Raw genomic sequence first — 15,691 nt, 5'->3', positions numbered from 1 at the left:
CGCTCGGGATTTTCCTGCCCGTTTGCGGCGTCGCGACGGGGCGAGGCCTCGGTTCTGCCGGAAATGCGACCGTGGCGTTGATTTACGTACGTCACGATGGCAAACTGCGCCGCGGTGGATCTGAACGGCGCCATGAAGGCACGCTTCCGCCCGGCGAACCAGAGGGAGAGACGCATGATCACCAGAAGGACTTTCGGCACGCTGGCGCTGAGCGGCGCGGCCACGTTCGGGCTCGGCCTGCGGACGGCTTGGGCGGCCGACAAGGGCCTCATCGGCGTTTCGATGCCGGAGAAGACGACCCAGCGTTGGATCGACGACGGCAACAACATGGTCAAGCAGCTGCAGGCGAAGGGCTACAGCGTCGACCTGCAATATGCCGACGACGACATCCCCAACCAGCTCGCCCAGGTCGAGAACATGGTCACGAAGGGCGTCAAGGTCCTGGTGATCGCCGCCATCGACGGCACGACCCTGACCGACGTCCTGCAGAAGGCCCACGATGCCGGCGTCAAGGTTATCGCCTACGACCGCCTCATCCGCAACTCGCCCAATGTCGACTATTACGCCACGTTCGACAACTTCAAGGTCGGCGTGCTGCAGGGCACCAGCATCGTCGAGAGCCTCGGCCTGAAGGACGGCAAGGGCCCGTTCAACATCGAGCTCTTCGGCGGCTCGCCCGACGACAACAACGCCTACTTCTTCTACAACGGCGCCCTGTCGATGCTGGGCCCCTACATCGACAGCAAGAAGCTGGTCGTTCAAAGCGGGCAGTCCGGCATGAAGGTCGTGTCCACGCCCAAGTGGGACGCCGCGACCGCCCAGTCGCGCATGGATAACCTGCTCAGCGCCTATTACACCAACAAGAAGCTCGACGCCGTGCTGGCCCCGAACGACAACATCGCGGTCGGCATCCTGTCGTCCCTGAAGGGCGTCGGCTACGGCTCCGGCAACATGAAGCTGCCGGTCGTCACCGGCCAGGACTGCCAGGTGCAGTCCGTGAAGTCCATCATCGCCGGCGAGCAGACGTCGTCGATCTACAAGGACACGCGGGACCTCGCCAAGGTCGTGGTCGGCATGGTGGACGCGTTGCTGACCGGCTCGCAGCCCCAGGTCAACGACGCCAAGACCTACGACAACGGCAAGAAGGTGGTGCCCACCTACCTGCTCAACCCCGTCCTCGTCACCAAGGCGAACTGGAAGCAGGTCCTGGTGGACGGCGACTATTACACGATGAAGCAGCTCGGCATGTGAGGAGCGCGCCGCGCGCCGGACCTCGCATCCGCGGGGTTCGGCCGCGGCTCGCGCCCCGCGTTGCCCCAGGATGCCGGTTGCCCTAGAAGCCGTGTCCCGCGCCCGACGGCGCGGCGAGCGCCGGCCGCCGTCGCGCCCTGGAGATCCCCGCCATGCGTCCCTCGAACCGCGCGCCGTCCGCGCTGCGCCCCGTCACGATCGAGCGCGGCGTGGCCCGCTACGCGGAAGGCTCCTGCCTCGTGAAGTTCGGCGACACGCACGTGCTCTGCGCGGCCTCGCTGGAGGACAAGCCGCCGCCGTGGCTGCGCGGGCAGGGGCGGGGCTGGGTGACGGCCGAATATGCCATGCTGCCGCGCGCCACCGCGTCCCGCACCAAGCGCGAATCGGCGTCCGGCCGCCCGTCCGGCCGCACCCACGAGATCCAGCGCCTGATCGGCCGCAGCCTGCGCGCCGTGGTCGACCTCCAGGGCATGGGCGAGCGCCAGGTCGTCGTCGACTGCGACGTGATCCAGGCCGACGGCGGCACCCGCACGGCCGCCATCACGGGCGCCTGGGTGGCGCTGCACGACTGCCTGGCCTGGATGCACCGCCGCTCCATGATCAAGCACATGCCGTTGCGCGACCACGTCGCCGCCGTGTCCTGCGGCGTGGTGAAGGGCGAGGTCGTGCTCGACCTCGATTACGCCGAGGACTCGTCGGCGGAAACGGACGCCAATTTCGTCGTCACGGGCGCGGGCGGCCTCGTCGAGGTGCAGGCCACGGCCGAGAACGCCCCCTTCACGGAAGAACAACTCGGCGGCATGCTGTCGCTCGCCCGCGCCGGCATCGCCGACCTCGTGGCGCTGCAGAAGGCGGCCGTCGCCAAGGCGCCCTGAAACGCGACCCGGCCGGACCGGCCGGGTTTCGGACGATCAGCCCACCGCCGACGCCCACCAGGAGACGACCCCATGCTGAAAGGCCTCGATCCGCTGCTCACGCCGGACCTCCTGTCCGCCCTGCGCGCCATGGGCCACGGCGACGAGATCGCCATCGTCGACGGCAACTACCCCGCGGCCTCGTCGGGCCCGCCGGTGGTCCGGCTCGACGGCGTGTCGGCCGAAGCGGCCGCCAACGCCGTTCTGTCCGTCATGCCGCTCGACGACTTCGTGCCCGAGGCCGCCTGGTGCATGGCGGTGGTGGACGACCCCGAGGCCGAGCAGCCGATCTTCGACGCTTTCCGCGACGCGCTGGCCCGCCACGAGACCACCGAGTTCACGCTCAACAAGCTCGAGCGCTACGCCTTCTACGCCCGCGTGGCGGGCTGCTTCGCCGTGGTGGCCACCGGCGAGCGGCGCTTGTACGGCAACCTCATCCTGAAGAAGGGCGTGGTAAGGACGAATTAACCCTGTCGGACGATCCTTCGCCGGAGGGCGGCCCCGAGTCGGGCGTCGATCGGGCGGGGTGGCGCGGCGTGGAGGACGAGACCGTCGCGGACCGCGCCCGTTTGGCGGCCCTCGTCCTCGGGCGGGGCGCGACACGGCTCGGGCTGGCGGCGCGGCGGCCCTTCCGCGCGCTGGCGACCCGCCGCAGCCGCGTCCCCGAGCGCCTGCTCATCGCCCCGCAGGACATCCGCACGGCGGACCCGACCGTCGCCGAGGACGTGTATTCCGGCTATTTCGCCTTCGACGGGAAGGCGGTGAACACCCGCGGGGCGTCCCCGTTCGAGGTGGAGCCGCCGTCGGATGCCTGGGCGGCCGCGCTCGCCGGGTTCGGATGGCTGCGGCACCTGCGCGCCGCCGACACGGCGCTCGCCCGCGTCAACGCCCGAGCGCTCGTGGGCGATTGGATCATCGGGCGAGGGCGGAGCGGGGCCGCGCCCGGCGGCCGGCCCGAGGTCGTGGCGCGGCGGCTCCTGTCCTGGCTGAGCCAGGCGCCGCTGATCCTGGACGGCGCCGACGGCGTGTTCTACCGCCGCTTCACCCGCAGCCTGGCCCGCCAGGCGGACGCGCTGCTCGGCGCCGTCGACCGGGGGCTCGGCGGCGTGCCCCGCCTCACCGCCCTGGTGGCGCTGTGCGAACTCTCGCTGTGCGCGGAAGGGATGGGGCGCCTCCAGCGCCGCGCGTCGCGCCTGCTCGCCGACGAGCTCGGGCGACAGATCCTGCCCGACGGCGGCCATGTGAGCCGGCAGCCCCAGGCGCTGCTCGACCTGCTGCTCGACCTTCTGCCGCTGAGGCAGGCCTACGCGGCGCGCGGCGTGCCGCCGCCGCCGGCCCTGCCGGCCGCCATCGACCGCATGATGCCGATGGTGCGCTGCTTCCGCCACGGCGACGGGACGCTGGCCCTGTTCAACGGCATGGGCGTGACGCGGCCCGACGTCCTCGCCACCGTGCTGGCCTACGACGACCGCGGCGCGGTGCGGGACGACGCGCGGTTCTCCGGCTACCAGCGGCTCGACGCCGGTGACGCGACCCTGATCGTCGACGCGGGCCTCCCGCCGCCGCCCGCCTTCGCGGGGGCCGCGCATGCGGGCACGCTGGCCTTCGAGTTCTCGCATGGGCCGCAGCGCATCGTCGTCAACTGCGGGGCGCCGGCCGCCGTCCAAGCCCTGGCGCGGGACGCGTCGCGGGCCACGGCGGCGCATTCGACGCTGGTGCTGGCCGACCGGTCGTCGTCGCGCTTCGCCAGGTCGGGCCCGCTGCGCGGCCTGCTCTACGCCGGCCCGCGCGCCGTCGCGGTCGAGCGGCCGGACGGCGCCACGCTGGCGCTGTCGCACGACGGCTACGCGCGGGGCGCCGGCTATCTCCATGCGCGCCGCCTTTGGCTGTCGCCGGACGGCCTGCAGCTCCACGGCGAGGACCGCCTGGAGGCCGTGGCGGGCGTTCGCCCGGGCCGCTTCGCCTTCGCGGTCCGCTTTCACCTCCATCCGGGCCTGCGCGCCGTGCCGGCCCGCCGCGGCGCGGCCGTGCTGGTCGCGGGGCCGGACGGCGCGCCCTGGCTGTTCGAGGCGGGCGGCGTCCCGGTCGCCATCGAGGAAAGCATCTTCTTCGCCCAGGCCGAGGGGCCGCGCCGGACCGAGCAGATCGTCGTCCACGGCCGCGCCCTGGACGTGACGGCGGTCCGCTGGTCGCTGTCGCGCCGGGACGGCGACGACCCCGCCTGACGCGGGCCGGCGGGCTCACGACAACGTGAGGCGACAACCCGACCCGGCGGGTGTTCGATGGCGGGAGCGACGGGGCGCGCGAATGCGGCCCGCGCGGGAGGGGACGGCCATGCTGATGGTCGCTGCGACACCGTTCGCCGGTCTATTGGAGCTTTTCGTCGTCGTACCGCTCGGCATCGTGGCGAGCATCTACGGCGCCGAATGCGCCGGCGCGTTCCGCCGCCGGCCCCGTCGACCCCGGCGCCCCTGACCCGCCGGGGTTCGCACCGTCCCTTCACCGTGCTAAGCGCCGCTGGACTTGACGGTTTCGGGGATCTCAACGGCATGGCAAGCGATCTGCGCCGCATCGAACGCGCGCTGCTCTCGGTTTCGGACAAGGCGGGCCTCGTCGACTTCGCGCGCTTCCTGCACGGGCGCGGCGTCGCCCTGGTGTCCACCGGCGGTACGCGCGACGCGCTGGCCGCCGCGGGCCTGCCCGTGACCGAGGTCGCCGACCTGACGGGCTTTCCCGAGATGATGGACGGGCGGCTGAAGACCCTGCACCCGCTGGTGCACGGGGGGCTCCTCGCCGTCCGCGAGAACCCGAGCCACGAGGCCGCCATGCTGGCGCACAACATCCGCCCGATCGACCTCCTCGTGGTCAACCTGTACCCGTTCGAGGCCACCGTGGCGCGGGGCGGCACGCCGGAAGAATGCGTCGAGAACATCGACATCGGCGGCCCGGCGATGATCCGCGGGGCCGCCAAGAACCACGACGACGTCGCGGTCGTGGTCGACGTCGCCGATTACGCGCTCGTCCGCTCCGAGATGGAGGCGCACGACGGCACCACCACCCTGCGCGTCCGCCGCGGCCTCGCCCAGAAGGCCTATGCCCGGACGGCCGCCTACGACGCCACCATCGCCAACCACCTGGCCGCGACCGCCCTCGAAGAGGCCCCGGCTTTCCGGGCGCTCGGCGGCACCCTGCAGGAGCCGCTGCGCTACGGCGAGAACCCGCACCAGAAAGCCGCCTTCTACCGCACGCTGGATGCCCGCCCGGGCGTCGGATCGGCGAAACTGATCCAGGGCAAGGCCCTGTCGTTCAACAACATCGGGGACGCCGACGCGGCCTTCGAGCTGGTGGCCGAGTTCGACCCCGCCGGCCCGGCCGCCGTCGCCATCATCAAGCACGCCAACCCTTGCGGCGTGGGCACGGGGGCGACCCCGGCCGAAGCCTATGCCCGCGCCCTGCGCTGCGACCCCGTTTCGGCCTTCGGCGGCGTGGTGGCGGTCAACCGGCGCGTCGACGCCGCGCTCGCGACCGAACTCGCCAAGATCTTCACGGAAGCCATCATCGCCCCCGACGCGGACGACGAAGCGCGCGCCATCCTGGGCGCCAAGAAGAACCTGCGGCTGCTGCTCACCGGCGGCCTGCCGGACCGTCGCCAGCCCGGCACGCTGTGGCGCACGGTGTCGGGCGGCTTCCTCGTCCAGGAGCGCGACGCCGCGACCGTGGACGACGCCGACCTCAAGGTGGTGACCCGGCGCGCCCCGACGTCCGAGGAGATGGACGACCTGCGCCTGGGCTTCCGCGTGGTGAAGCACGTCAAGTCCAACGCCATCGTGTTCGCGCGCGGCGGCGCGACGGTGGGCATCGGGGCCGGCCAGATGAGCCGGGTCGACTCGGTCCGCACCGCGGTGTGGAAGGCCCAGGAGGCCGCCCGGGCGGCCGGCGCGGGTGACAGCCTCGCGCCCGGCGCCGCCATGGCGTCCGACGCCTTCTTCCCCTTCGCCGACGGGCTCGAGGCCGCGGTGGCGGCGGGCATCACGGCGGTGATCCAGCCGGGCGGATCGCTGCGCGACGCCGAGGTGGTCGAGGCCGCCGATAAGGCCGGCATCGCCATGGTGATGACCGGCATCCGGCACTTCAAGCATTGAAGGCCTGTCGGGCCGGCGTCGCACCGTCCCCGTCGTGCCGCGCGTCGCGAGGCGACGCAGTTGCGCTCCAGTGTTCGGGCAGGCTTTGAGCCCCGCGCTGCGGAGGGCGGCGCGCGTCCTGTTCTGGCTGACGCTGGCCTATGTGGCCTTCGTGACCCTGTCGCCGATCGCGTTGAGGCCCGAAACGGACTTCGGGCCGAACAGGGAGCGCTTCGCCGCCTTCGCGATGGCGAGCTTCCTGCTCATGCTCGGCTATCCGCGGCACCGCTTCGCCTGGCTGATCGGCCTCCTGGCCGTCGCGGGGCTGCTCGAAGCCTCGCAGGGCCTCGTCCCCGGGCGGCACGGCCGCTGGCACGATTTCGAGGTGAAGGCCGGCGGCGCCGTCGCGGGAGCGCTGCTGGCCTTCGCGGCCGAGTGGATGGCGGCGGCGGCGCGGCGCATCCGCGCGCGATGACGGTTGCGCCGGGCGCCGTCCCGCACGAAGGTGCTGGCCAGATCCCGACCGGAGCCGCACCGCGATGCCGTCCAGAAGTCCAGCCCGCCTCGGATCCATCCGGCTCGGGCTCGCCGCCGCGGTCCTGGCGTTCGGCCCGGCCGCGCCCGCGGCCGCGCAGGACCCTGCCGCGGAGCCCCCGAAGGTGCTGGTCGTCATGGACAACGATTTCGCCGGGCCGGGCGGCACCGACATGCAGGCCCTGCTGCCGCTGATCTCCGATCCGCAGGTCGGCGTGCTCGGCTTCACCGTCGTCACGGGGGACGGTTGGGAGAACGAGGAAGCGGCGCGCCTCCTGCGCTTCCTCGAGATCGCCGGCCGCTCCGACATCCCCGTGGTCAACGGCGCCACCTACCCGCTGATGCGCACGGTGCCCGAGATGAAGTCGTGGGAGCAGCGCTTCGGCCGGATCCCGTGGAAGGGGGCCTGGGGCGGGCTGGGGCCCATCGACAAGGTGCCGGTGCAGCAACCCGCGCTGCCCCACCTCGACGAAGGCCTGCCGACGACGCCGCCGGCGAGCGGCCTCGCCGCCAGCTTCCTCATCAAGCAGGTGCACGCGCATCCCCATCAGGTGACGGTGATCGCCGCCGGCCCCTTGACCGACATCGCGCTCGCGATCCGCATGGACCCGAGCTTCGCCGCGGACGCGAAGCAGCTGGTCTTCATGGGCGGGCTGCTCGACACGTCGATGCAGTCGGTGACGGGAGATGCCGACTTCGCGTCCGACTTCAACCTCATCTTCGACCCCGAGGCGGCCCACATCGCGCTCACCGCGCCGTGGCCCAAGATCACGGCCGTCGGCAACGTGTCCAACTCGGTGATGATGGACCGTGCCCTGATGGACCGCGTCGCCGCGGTGAAGACGCCGCTCACCGCCTACCTGTCGAAATACTTCAACCCGCTGCCGCTGTGGGACGAGATGGCGGCCGCCATCGCGGTCGACCCGTCGCTGGTGACGAAGTCGGTCGACGCCTTCATGGACGTCGACGTTTCGGGGGGGACGGACTACGGCCGCGCCCATATCTGGCCCGAAGCGCTCGCCCCGAAGGACATGGGCGTGCGCGCCGTCACCATCGTTCAGGACATCGACCGGACGCGCTTCACCGACGGCTTCGTCAAGGCCGCGCAATGGACGCCACCGCCGAAGTGAGCGCCGGTCGCGGGCTTCCCCGCTGCCGCCGGGGCACGCCGCGCGTTCGCGTTTCCCGGCGGTCGAGCGGCCCGGCCGCCGGTTTCCGGCCGACGGCGGCCTGAAACGACTCCGCCTACCCAATCCCGAGCAGGCCCGCAGGGCCCGATCCGGGACGATGGGCCCGCCCAGGAAGGAGCGGGGTGGGACGGGGCGGCCGCCGGTGTCGTCGAACCGGGCCGCGCGTCACATGTGCTGGCCGCCGTTGATCGACAGCACGGATCCGGTGACGAAGGACGCGTCCTCGCTGGCGAGATAGGCGACGGCCTTGCCGACCTCCTCGGGCAGGCCCAGGCGGCCGACGGGGATCTGCGGCAGGATCTTGGACTTCAGCACCTCGGGGGCGATGGCCTGCACCATCTCGGTGCCGATGTAGCCCGGGCAGATGGCGTTGACGGTGATGCCCTTGTTGGCGCTTTCCTGCGCCAAAGCCTTGACGAAGCCGATGTCGCCCGCCTTGGCGGCCGAATAGTTCACCTGCCCCATCTGTCCCTTCTGGCCGTTGATCGACGAGATCACGACCACCCGGCCCCAGCCGCGCGCCCGCATGCCGTCGATCACCGGGCGGGTGACGTTGAAGAGCGAATCGAGGTTGGTGGTCAGCACGGCCCGCCACTGCTCGTGCGTCATCTTGTGAAAGAACCCGTCGCGGGTGATGCCGGCGTTGTTGACCAGGATGTCGACCGGGCCGACCTCCTCCTCGACGCGCTTCACGCCCTCGGCCGAAGCCTCGTAGCTGCCCACGTCCCATTTGAAGGTCGGGATGCCGGTCTCGTCCTTGAACCGGTTGGCGGCGTCGTCGTTGCCGGCGTAGCTCGCCGCCACCTTGACCCCGGCCTCGGTCAGCGCCCGGCTGATCGCTGCGCCGATGCCGCGCGTGCCGCCCGTCACCAATGCGATGCGTGCCATGTGGAATCCCCCCGTCGAGTCGGCACGTTGGCCGACGTCATTCACCAACGCTTCTTGCCGGGCGCGGTTCGAAGCGTCCAGGGGATTCGCGGCGAAACGCAATGCAGCATTGAGGCGCGTCCCCATGCTGCGGTGCGGTGGCGACCCCGTCAGCGCCAGCGGTCGAGGGCGGCCTCGTCCGAAGCCTTCGGCGAGACCCAGCCGCCGTCCCCGGGCGCGTCGGCCCGGCGTCGGTTGCGCTTCCAGAACGGCGCCTCGCTCTTGAGGTAGTCCATCAGGAAGTCGGCCGCCGCGAAGGCGGCGACGCGGTGGGCCGAGGCCGTCACCACCAGGACGATGTTGTCGCCGGGCCGGATGGCGCCGTGGCGGTGGATGACGCGGCAGCCCTGAAGGGGCCAACGCGCCTCCGCTTCCGCGCACACGCGCAGAATCTCGTCCTCGGCCATGCCGGGGTAGTGCTCGATCTCCAGCGCGTCCAACGTGCCGCCGTCGTCGCGGCACAGCCCCGAGAACGTCACCACGGCGCCGACGTCGGTGCGCCCTGCCGTCATGGCGGCGATCTCGGCCGCCGTGTCGTAGTCGGCGTCCTGGACGGAAACGGTGGCCACGGGTCAGCCGCCCGTCATCGGCGGGAAGAAGGCCACCTCGCGCGCGCCCGCGAAGGGTGCGTCGTGCTTGGCGTGCACGCGGTCGAGCGCCGTGCGGATGACCTGGGGGTTCTCGAAGGCGTGGGCGTAGTTCTCGCCCCGGGCGGCCAACCACGCCATCAGGTCGGCCAGGGTGGCGACCCCGGCGGGCGGCGACAGCTCCTCCTCGGCGATGCCGATGCGCTCGCGCACCCAGGCGAAATACAAGGCTTTCACGTCGGCGACCCCGCGACCGGCTTGAACCCGGCCTTCATGTAGTCCCAGCCCGTGTACAGCGTCAGCACGGCGGCGAGCCACAGCAGCACGAGGCCGATGTGGACCGTGCCGGGCAACACGGCTTCGCCGGCCGGCCCCGCGATGAGGAAGCCGATGGCGGCGAGCTGCGCCGTGGTCTTCCACTTCGCCACCTTGGTCACCGGCACCGACACACGCAGCTCGGCCAGGAACTCCCGCAGGCCGGACACCAGGATCTCGCGGCACAGGATCACGATGGCGGCCCAGATCGACCAGCTCGCGACCGTGCGGTCGGCGACGAGCATCAGCAGCGAGGCCGCGACGAGCAGCTTGTCGGCGATGGGGTCCAGCATGCGGCCGAGCGAGGACTGCTGGTTCCAGGCGCGGGCGAGGTAGCCGTCGAAGAAATCCGTCACGCCCGCCACCGCGAAGATGGCCAGCGCCAGCCAACGCATGCGGGGGTCGTCGGGCGCGAAGAGGCAGCCCGCCACGACGGGAACCGCCACCATGCGGGCGTAGGTCAGGAGGTTCGGCAGGTTCCACTGCCGTTCGCGCTCGAGGGTGGAGAGTGCCATGGGCTCAGAGGGAACATGCCGGGGGCGCTGGCGTCAAGGGAGCGGCGCCGCGCCCCGGCGCGACGATCTCGGGCCTGCCGACAGCGGGCATGGGGACCGGGTCTGCCACGACGTCAGGCCCCACCCTCGTTGAAGAAGTCGTAGACCCGCTTCGCCGTCGCGGCATTGACGCCCGGCACCTTCTCGAGGTCCGACAGGCTCGCCCGCGCGATCGCCTTGGCGGTGCCGAAGGCGTGGAGCAGGGCGCGCTTGCGGGCCGGGCCGATGCCCGCCACCTCGTCGAGCGGCGAGCGGGTGATGTCCTTCTTGCGCTTGGCGCGGTGGGTGCCGATGGCGAAGCGGTGCGCCTCGTCGCGCAGGCGCTGCACGAAGTAGAGCGCGGGGTCGCGCTCGTGCAGCTTGAAGGGCTCGCGCCCCGCGGCGAAGAAGGTTTCGCGCCCCGCGTCGCGGTCCGGCCCCTTGGCGATGCCCACCACGGCCAGGCCGTTCGGCACCGCGCCGGGGCCGAACAGCACCGGCACGCCGAGTTCCGCCATGATCTCGCGCACGGCGGCGAGCTGGCCCTTGCCGCCGTCGATGAGCAGCAGGTCGGGCCAGGGCGAGCCGTCGTCGAAGTCGAGCGACGGCGCCTCGTCGACGAGCACGGACGGGTCCTCCGGGTCGGAGCCGGCCGCCATCGGACCTTCCGCCTCGACGGGCATGTCGGCGTCCGGCGCGTCCGGGCCCGCCGCGGCGTCGTCGACGGCGTCCAGCGCCAGGGCCTCGTCGTCCAGCGCCGCCGCCATCAGGGCGTCGTCGGCCGACGCCCCGCGCGATTCGCGCAGCAGGCGCGCGAACCGGCGGCGCAGCATCTGGCGCATCATGCCGAAGTCGTCGCCGGGCGTGACGTCCTTCATGTTGAAGGTGCGGTACTGGGTCTTCATGAAGCCCGACGGGCCCGCCACGATCATGGCGCCGACCGCGTTGGTGCCCATGATGTGGGAATTGTCGTAGACTTCGACGCGGCGCGGCGTGCGGTCCATCCCGAAGGCGACGCCGAGCCCGGCCAGCAGCTTCTCCTGGCTGGCGGTTTCGGCGAGCTTGCGGGCGAGCGCCTGCTTGCCGTTGACGGCGGCGCCTTCCACGAGGTCGCGCTTTTCGCCCCGCTGCGGCACCGCGACCTCGACGGCGAAGGACGCGCGCTCGGTCAGCGCCTGGGCCAGCAGGGCCCGGTTCTCGACCTCGTGGCTCAGCAGCACGAGCCGCGGCGGCGGCTTGTCGGCGTAGAACTGCACGAGGAAGCTGTCGAGCACCTCGCCGGAACTGTGGCTGCGGTCGGCGCGCGGGTAGTAGGTGCGGTTGCCCCAGTTCTGGTAGGTGCGGAAGAAGAACACCTCGATGGCGAACTGCCCGGCCTCGTCCACCACCGCGAAGACGTCGGCCTCCTCGACGCTCTTCGGGTTGATGCCCTGCTGCCCCTGCACGGCCGACAGCGCCGCGATGCGGTCGCGCAGCCGGGCGGCCCGCTCGAACTCCATGGTTTCGGCGGCGCCCATCATCTCGGCGGCGAGCCGGTCCTTCACGGCGCGGCTCTTGCCGGCGAGGAAGTCGCGCGCCTCGTCGACGAGCTCGCGGTAGCCTTCGGGCGTCACCTCGCCCGTGCAGGGGCCGGAGCAGCGCTTGATCTGGTACAGCAGGCAGGGCCGCGTGCGGTTGTCGTAGTAGCTGTCGGAACACGACCTGAGCAGAAAGGCCCGCTGCAGGGCGTTCAGCGTGCGGTTCACCGCCCACACGCTGGCGAAGGGGCCGAAGTAGTCGCCCTTGCGGTTGCGGGCGCCGCGGTGCTTGGTGATCTGCGGCGCCTTCGGGTCGGCGGTGACCAGGATGTAGGGGAACGACTTGTCGTCCCGCATCACCACGTTGAAGCGCGGCTTCATCTGCTTGATGTAGTTGGCTTCGAGCAGCAGCGCCTCGGTCTCGGTCGCGGTCGACACGAAGACCATCGAGGCCGTCAGCGAGATCATCTGGGCGATGCGGCGCGAATGGCCGGCGGCACGCGTGTAGGAGGCGACGCGCTTCTTCAGGCTCTTGGCCTTGCCGACGTAGAGCACCTCGCCTTCGGTGCCGAGCATGCGGTACACGCCCGGCCCGAGCGGCAGCGTCTGCCAATGGTGCCGGATCACGGCCGCGCCCTGGCGCACGGAGGCCGGCGCGGCTTCGTCGTCGGCGAGGCCGAGGTCGATGCCGCTGTCCCGCTCGCCGACCGCGTCCTCGTCGTCGTCGAAGGGCTCGTCGGACGGGGCGTCGACGGATCGGAGGCGGCTCGGGCTCATCGCCATGGATCTAGGCCGGGAAGGCGGCGGCGGGAAGGCTGGCGCGGCGCCGTCCCGACCGTTCTCCCATCCCGAACGGATCCATCGCCATCCCCCGATGGTCCGCGGTGCCCGAACGCGCGATCGTGCCGCCGACGAAAGGGGCGCGCCATGGCGAACATCGACACGACGGCCATGAGGGGGGCGGCGCAGAGCCCGGCCTGCGGCATCGTTTCGCGGTGCCGGCGCCTGCTGCCCGGCATCGCGCTCTGCGCCGCCGTCACGGCCGTCGCCACCGCGCTGCAGGGCCTCGAAACGCGGCTCCTCGGCGAGCCCTACCTCGAAGCCCTGGTGCTGGCGATCCTGATCGGCGTCGCGATCCGCACGGCCTGGCCCCCCGGCGCGCGATGGGCGCCGGGCATCGCCTTCGGTGCCAAGGTGCTGCTCGAAACCGCCGTGGTGCTGCTCGGCGCCTCGGTCAGCGCCGCCACCGTGCTGGCGCTGGGCCCCGTCCTGATCCTCGGCATCGCGGCCGTGGTGGCGGTCGCCATCGCGTCGAGCTACGGCATCTGCCGCCTGCTCGGCCTGCCGCGGCGCATGGCGATCCTGGTCGCCTGCGGCAATTCCATCTGCGGCAACTCCGCCATCGCCGCCGTGGCGCCGGCCATCGGCGCCGACGGCGACGACGTCGCCTCCTCCATCGCCTTCACGGCGGTGTTGGGCGTCGTGGTGGTCCTGGCGCTGCCGCTGCTGGTGCCGCTGCTGCGGATGTCGCTGACGCAATACGGCGTGCTCGCCGGCCTCACCGTCTACGCGGTGCCGCAGGTGCTGGCCGCGACGCTGCCGATCGGCGCCCTGTCGAACCAGGTCGGAACGGTGGTGAAGCTCGTCCGCGTGCTGATGCTCGGCCCCGTGGTGCTGGCGCTGTCCCTGGCCGCCCGCCGCCTCCGCGACGGGGCGGGCGACCGCCCCCACCGCGGCCGCCCGGCCCTGGGCGAACTCGTGCCGTGGTTCATCGTCGGCTTCCTCGCCGTGCTGACCCTGCGCTCCTTCGGCCTGATCCCGGCCGCTGCGCTGCCGCCGGTCGCCGGGGCGGCCAGCCTGCTCACCACCGTGTCGATGGCGGCGCTGGGCCTCGGCGTCGACGTGCGGGTGGTGGCCCGAGCGGGGCTGCGCGTCGCCGCGGCCGTCACGGCCTCGCTCCTCGTGCTTGGCGTCGTCGCCTTCGGGCTTATCCTGGCCGTCGGGGTCCCGTGACGGTCCGCCGTGCACGACGGGGCGGGGGCGCTTGCCCCACCGCACGGCTCCCGCTACCTCGGCGGGACGGGTGCGGTGCGGGACGACGTCATGCCGATGTCGACGCCACCGATTCCCGCAGATCGACGAGCGCGCCGACCCGCGGCGCCCTCCAGCCGGAGCAGGGCATGGCATCGTTGGACCGCAGGGCGATCGTGGCCGGCATCGCGGCCGCCTTGGCCGAGGCCGCGGCGACCCCGCTGATGGCGCAGACCCCGACCCAGGTGTCCCCCGCCCAGGTGACGCCGGCGCAGGTGCCCGCCGAGCCGCAGGCGCATTTCGGTTTCGAGGACGTGCTGAAGCGCGCGCGCGAGATCGGCACCGCGCCCTTCGAGGCCAACCCGCCGCCGCTGCCCGACGCCCTCGCCAAGCTCGATTTCGATTCGTGGCGCGACATCCGCTTCCGCCGCGACAAGGCGCTGCTCGGCACCGAGGGCGGCCCGTTCCGCATGGAAATGTTCCACCTCGGCCACATCTACCCGCGGCCCGTGACGGTGAACGTGGTGCGCGACGGCATCGCCACGCCGGTCCCCTACGCGGCGACCCTGTTCGACTACGGGCGCAACAAGATCGACAAGCCCCTGCCGCTGAGCCTCGGCTTCGCGGGGTTCCGGCTCCTGTCCCCGTTGAACCGCCCCGAAGTGCTCGACGAGGTCGCGGCCTTTCTCGGCGCGTCGTATTTCCGCTTCCTCGGCCGCAGGCAGCGCTACGGCCTGTCGGCGCGCGGGCTCGCCGTCGGGGCCGGGGCGCCGGGCGAGGAGTTCCCCTTCTTCCGCGAGTTCTGGGTCGAGACGCCGGGGCCGCTCGCGGAGCGCGTGACGATCTACGCGCTGCTCGACGGCGCGTCCGTCACGGGCGCCTACCGGTTCGACCTCTACCCCGGCGCCGAAACCGTGATGGAAGTGGCGGCCACGCTGTTCCCCCGCGTCCCCGGCTTCAAGCTCGGGCTGGCGCCGCTGACCTCGATGTTCTTCACCAGCCAGAACGACCGGCGCTTTTCCGACGACTTCCGGCCCGAGCTGCACGATTCGGACGGGCTGCTGATCCACTCCGGCACGGGGGAATGGATGTGGCGCCCCCTGCGCAACCCGACGGTGCCGGAAGTTTCGGCCTTCCTGGACCGTAAGGTGCAGGGTTTCGGCCTGCTGCAGCGCGACCGCGTCTTCGAGGACTACCAGGATCTCGACCTCGGCTACGAACTGCGCCCCTCCTACTGGATCGAGCCCAAGGGCGATTGGGGCGGGGGGCGGGTCGAACTCGTCGAGCTGCCGACGGGCGACGAAACCAACGACAACATCGTGGCCTCCTGGGTGCCCGATGCCGCGGTGGAAGCCGGCAAGCCGATCTCGATCGCCTACACGATCACGGCCAGCCTCAACCTCGCGCGGCTGTCGCCGGGCGGGCGCGTCATCAAGACCTACCAGACGCAGGCGCGCGCGCTGGGCTCCAAGGAGGTCGCGTCGCCCGGATCGCGCCGGTTCATCATCGACTTCTCGGGCGGCGACCTCGCCTATTACGCCACCGACCCGTCGCTGGTGCAGGTGGTGCCCACCTCGACGAACGGCCGCATCACGCGCTCGTTCCTGGTGCCGAACCCCCACATCAACGGCTTCCGCGCCGCCATCGACGTCGAGCTGCCGCCGGGCCAGAGCACGGACCTGCGCGCCTTCCTGAAGTCCGGCAACAAGGCCCTCACGGAAACCTGGACGTTCCCCTGGAAGGCGCCGGCCTGAGGCACGGCACGCCGCCT

At 71.9% G+C, this 15,691-nt stretch carries 15 protein-coding genes; 10 read left to right on the top strand and 5 right to left on the bottom strand.

All coding sequences use genetic code 11. The features are described 5' to 3' along the window. The first annotated feature begins 174 nt into the window (after positions 1–174). The 8 genes from chvE (at position 175) to D3273_RS04435 (ending at position 7,950) form a co-directional block, all read left to right on the top strand. Positions 175–1,251 carry a multiple monosaccharide ABC transporter substrate-binding protein gene (chvE, locus tag D3273_RS04465; RefSeq protein ID WP_129223918.1) on the top strand — a complete coding sequence of 359 codons (1,077 nt, stop codon included), beginning with the start codon at positions 175–177 and terminating at the stop codon, positions 1,249–1,251. 152 nt (positions 1,252–1,403) lie between these two features. Beyond that, complete coding sequence (rph, locus tag D3273_RS04460) at positions 1,404–2,126, top strand: ribonuclease PH (protein ID WP_129223916.1); 723 nt, start codon at positions 1,404–1,406, stop codon at positions 2,124–2,126. Between the two features lie 72 nt (positions 2,127–2,198). Further along, the gene (locus D3273_RS04455; RefSeq protein ID WP_129223914.1) at positions 2,199–2,633 is read left to right on the top strand and encodes an RbsD/FucU family protein; all 435 of its coding nucleotides are present in this window, start codon (positions 2,199–2,201) and stop codon (positions 2,631–2,633) included. 68 nt (positions 2,634–2,701) lie between these two features. Beyond that, positions 2,702–4,390 (top strand): heparinase II/III family protein, encoded by a 1,689-nt coding sequence (locus D3273_RS04450; protein ID WP_245500988.1) that lies wholly within the window; start codon positions 2,702–2,704, stop codon positions 4,388–4,390. Between the two features lie 109 nt (positions 4,391–4,499). Further along, positions 4,500–4,640 carry a hypothetical protein gene (locus D3273_RS29045; protein WP_245500987.1) on the top strand — a complete coding sequence of 47 codons (141 nt, stop codon included), beginning with the start codon at positions 4,500–4,502 and terminating at the stop codon, positions 4,638–4,640. 74 nt (positions 4,641–4,714) lie between these two features. Then, positions 4,715–6,307: a bifunctional phosphoribosylaminoimidazolecarboxamide formyltransferase/IMP cyclohydrolase gene (gene purH / locus D3273_RS04445; protein ID WP_129223912.1), complete on the top strand. Its 1,593-nt coding sequence runs from the start codon at positions 4,715–4,717 to the stop codon at positions 6,305–6,307. Positions 6,308–6,392: 85 nt separating this feature from the next. Further along, positions 6,393–6,761 carry a VanZ family protein gene (locus D3273_RS04440; RefSeq protein WP_207210680.1) on the top strand — a complete coding sequence of 123 codons (369 nt, stop codon included), beginning with the start codon at positions 6,393–6,395 and terminating at the stop codon, positions 6,759–6,761. A 64-nt stretch (positions 6,762–6,825) separates the two neighbouring features. Beyond that, positions 6,826–7,950 (top strand): nucleoside hydrolase, encoded by a 1,125-nt coding sequence (locus tag D3273_RS04435; RefSeq protein WP_129223911.1) that lies wholly within the window; start codon positions 6,826–6,828, stop codon positions 7,948–7,950. Positions 7,951–8,175: 225 nt separating this feature from the next. On the opposite strand, the gene phbB is transcribed toward D3273_RS04435, so the two are convergent. The 5 genes from phbB to uvrC form a co-directional block, all read right to left on the bottom strand. After that, positions 8,176–8,898 carry an acetoacetyl-CoA reductase gene (phbB, locus tag D3273_RS04430; RefSeq protein ID WP_129223909.1) on the bottom strand — a complete coding sequence of 241 codons (723 nt, stop codon included), beginning with the start codon at positions 8,896–8,898 and terminating at the stop codon, positions 8,176–8,178. Positions 8,899–9,047: 149 nt separating this feature from the next. Next, positions 9,048–9,506 (bottom strand): molybdenum cofactor biosynthesis protein MoaE, encoded by a 459-nt coding sequence (locus D3273_RS04425; RefSeq protein ID WP_281011193.1) that lies wholly within the window; start codon positions 9,504–9,506, stop codon positions 9,048–9,050. Positions 9,507–9,509: 3 nt separating this feature from the next. Then, entirely contained in the window at positions 9,510–9,761 is a 252-nt protein-coding gene (gene moaD / locus D3273_RS04420; RefSeq protein ID WP_129223907.1) for a molybdopterin converting factor subunit 1, read from the bottom strand. Further along, a complete protein-coding gene (pgsA, locus tag D3273_RS04415) occupies positions 9,758–10,354 on the bottom strand; it encodes a CDP-diacylglycerol--glycerol-3-phosphate 3-phosphatidyltransferase (protein WP_129223905.1) in 597 nt (198 codons plus the stop codon). The genes moaD and pgsA overlap by 4 nt, the downstream gene beginning before the upstream one ends. A gap of 113 nt (positions 10,355–10,467) precedes the next feature. Next, the gene (gene uvrC / locus D3273_RS04410; protein WP_129223903.1) at positions 10,468–12,666 is read right to left on the bottom strand and encodes an excinuclease ABC subunit UvrC; all 2,199 of its coding nucleotides are present in this window, start codon (positions 12,664–12,666) and stop codon (positions 10,468–10,470) included. Between the two features lie 174 nt (positions 12,667–12,840). On the opposite strand from uvrC, the gene D3273_RS04405 reads away from it, so the two are divergent. Together D3273_RS04405 and D3273_RS04400 are read left to right on the top strand one after the other, a co-directional pair. Continuing rightward, the gene (locus D3273_RS04405) at positions 12,841–13,902 is read left to right on the top strand and encodes a YeiH family protein (protein ID WP_129224215.1); all 1,062 of its coding nucleotides are present in this window, start codon (positions 12,841–12,843) and stop codon (positions 13,900–13,902) included. A 167-nt stretch (positions 13,903–14,069) separates the two neighbouring features. Continuing rightward, positions 14,070–15,674: an OpgD/OpgG family glucan biosynthesis protein gene (locus D3273_RS04400; protein ID WP_129223901.1), complete on the top strand. Its 1,605-nt coding sequence runs from the start codon at positions 14,070–14,072 to the stop codon at positions 15,672–15,674. The last annotated feature ends 17 nt before the right edge of the window (positions 15,675–15,691 follow it).

This window comes from Lichenibacterium minor (assembly GCF_004137685.1).
GTDB lineage: Bacteria > Pseudomonadota > Alphaproteobacteria > Rhizobiales > Beijerinckiaceae > Lichenihabitans > Lichenihabitans minor.
Note: the sequence above shows the minus strand (reverse complement) of the source record. Positions and strands in the feature narration are given on the sequence as shown.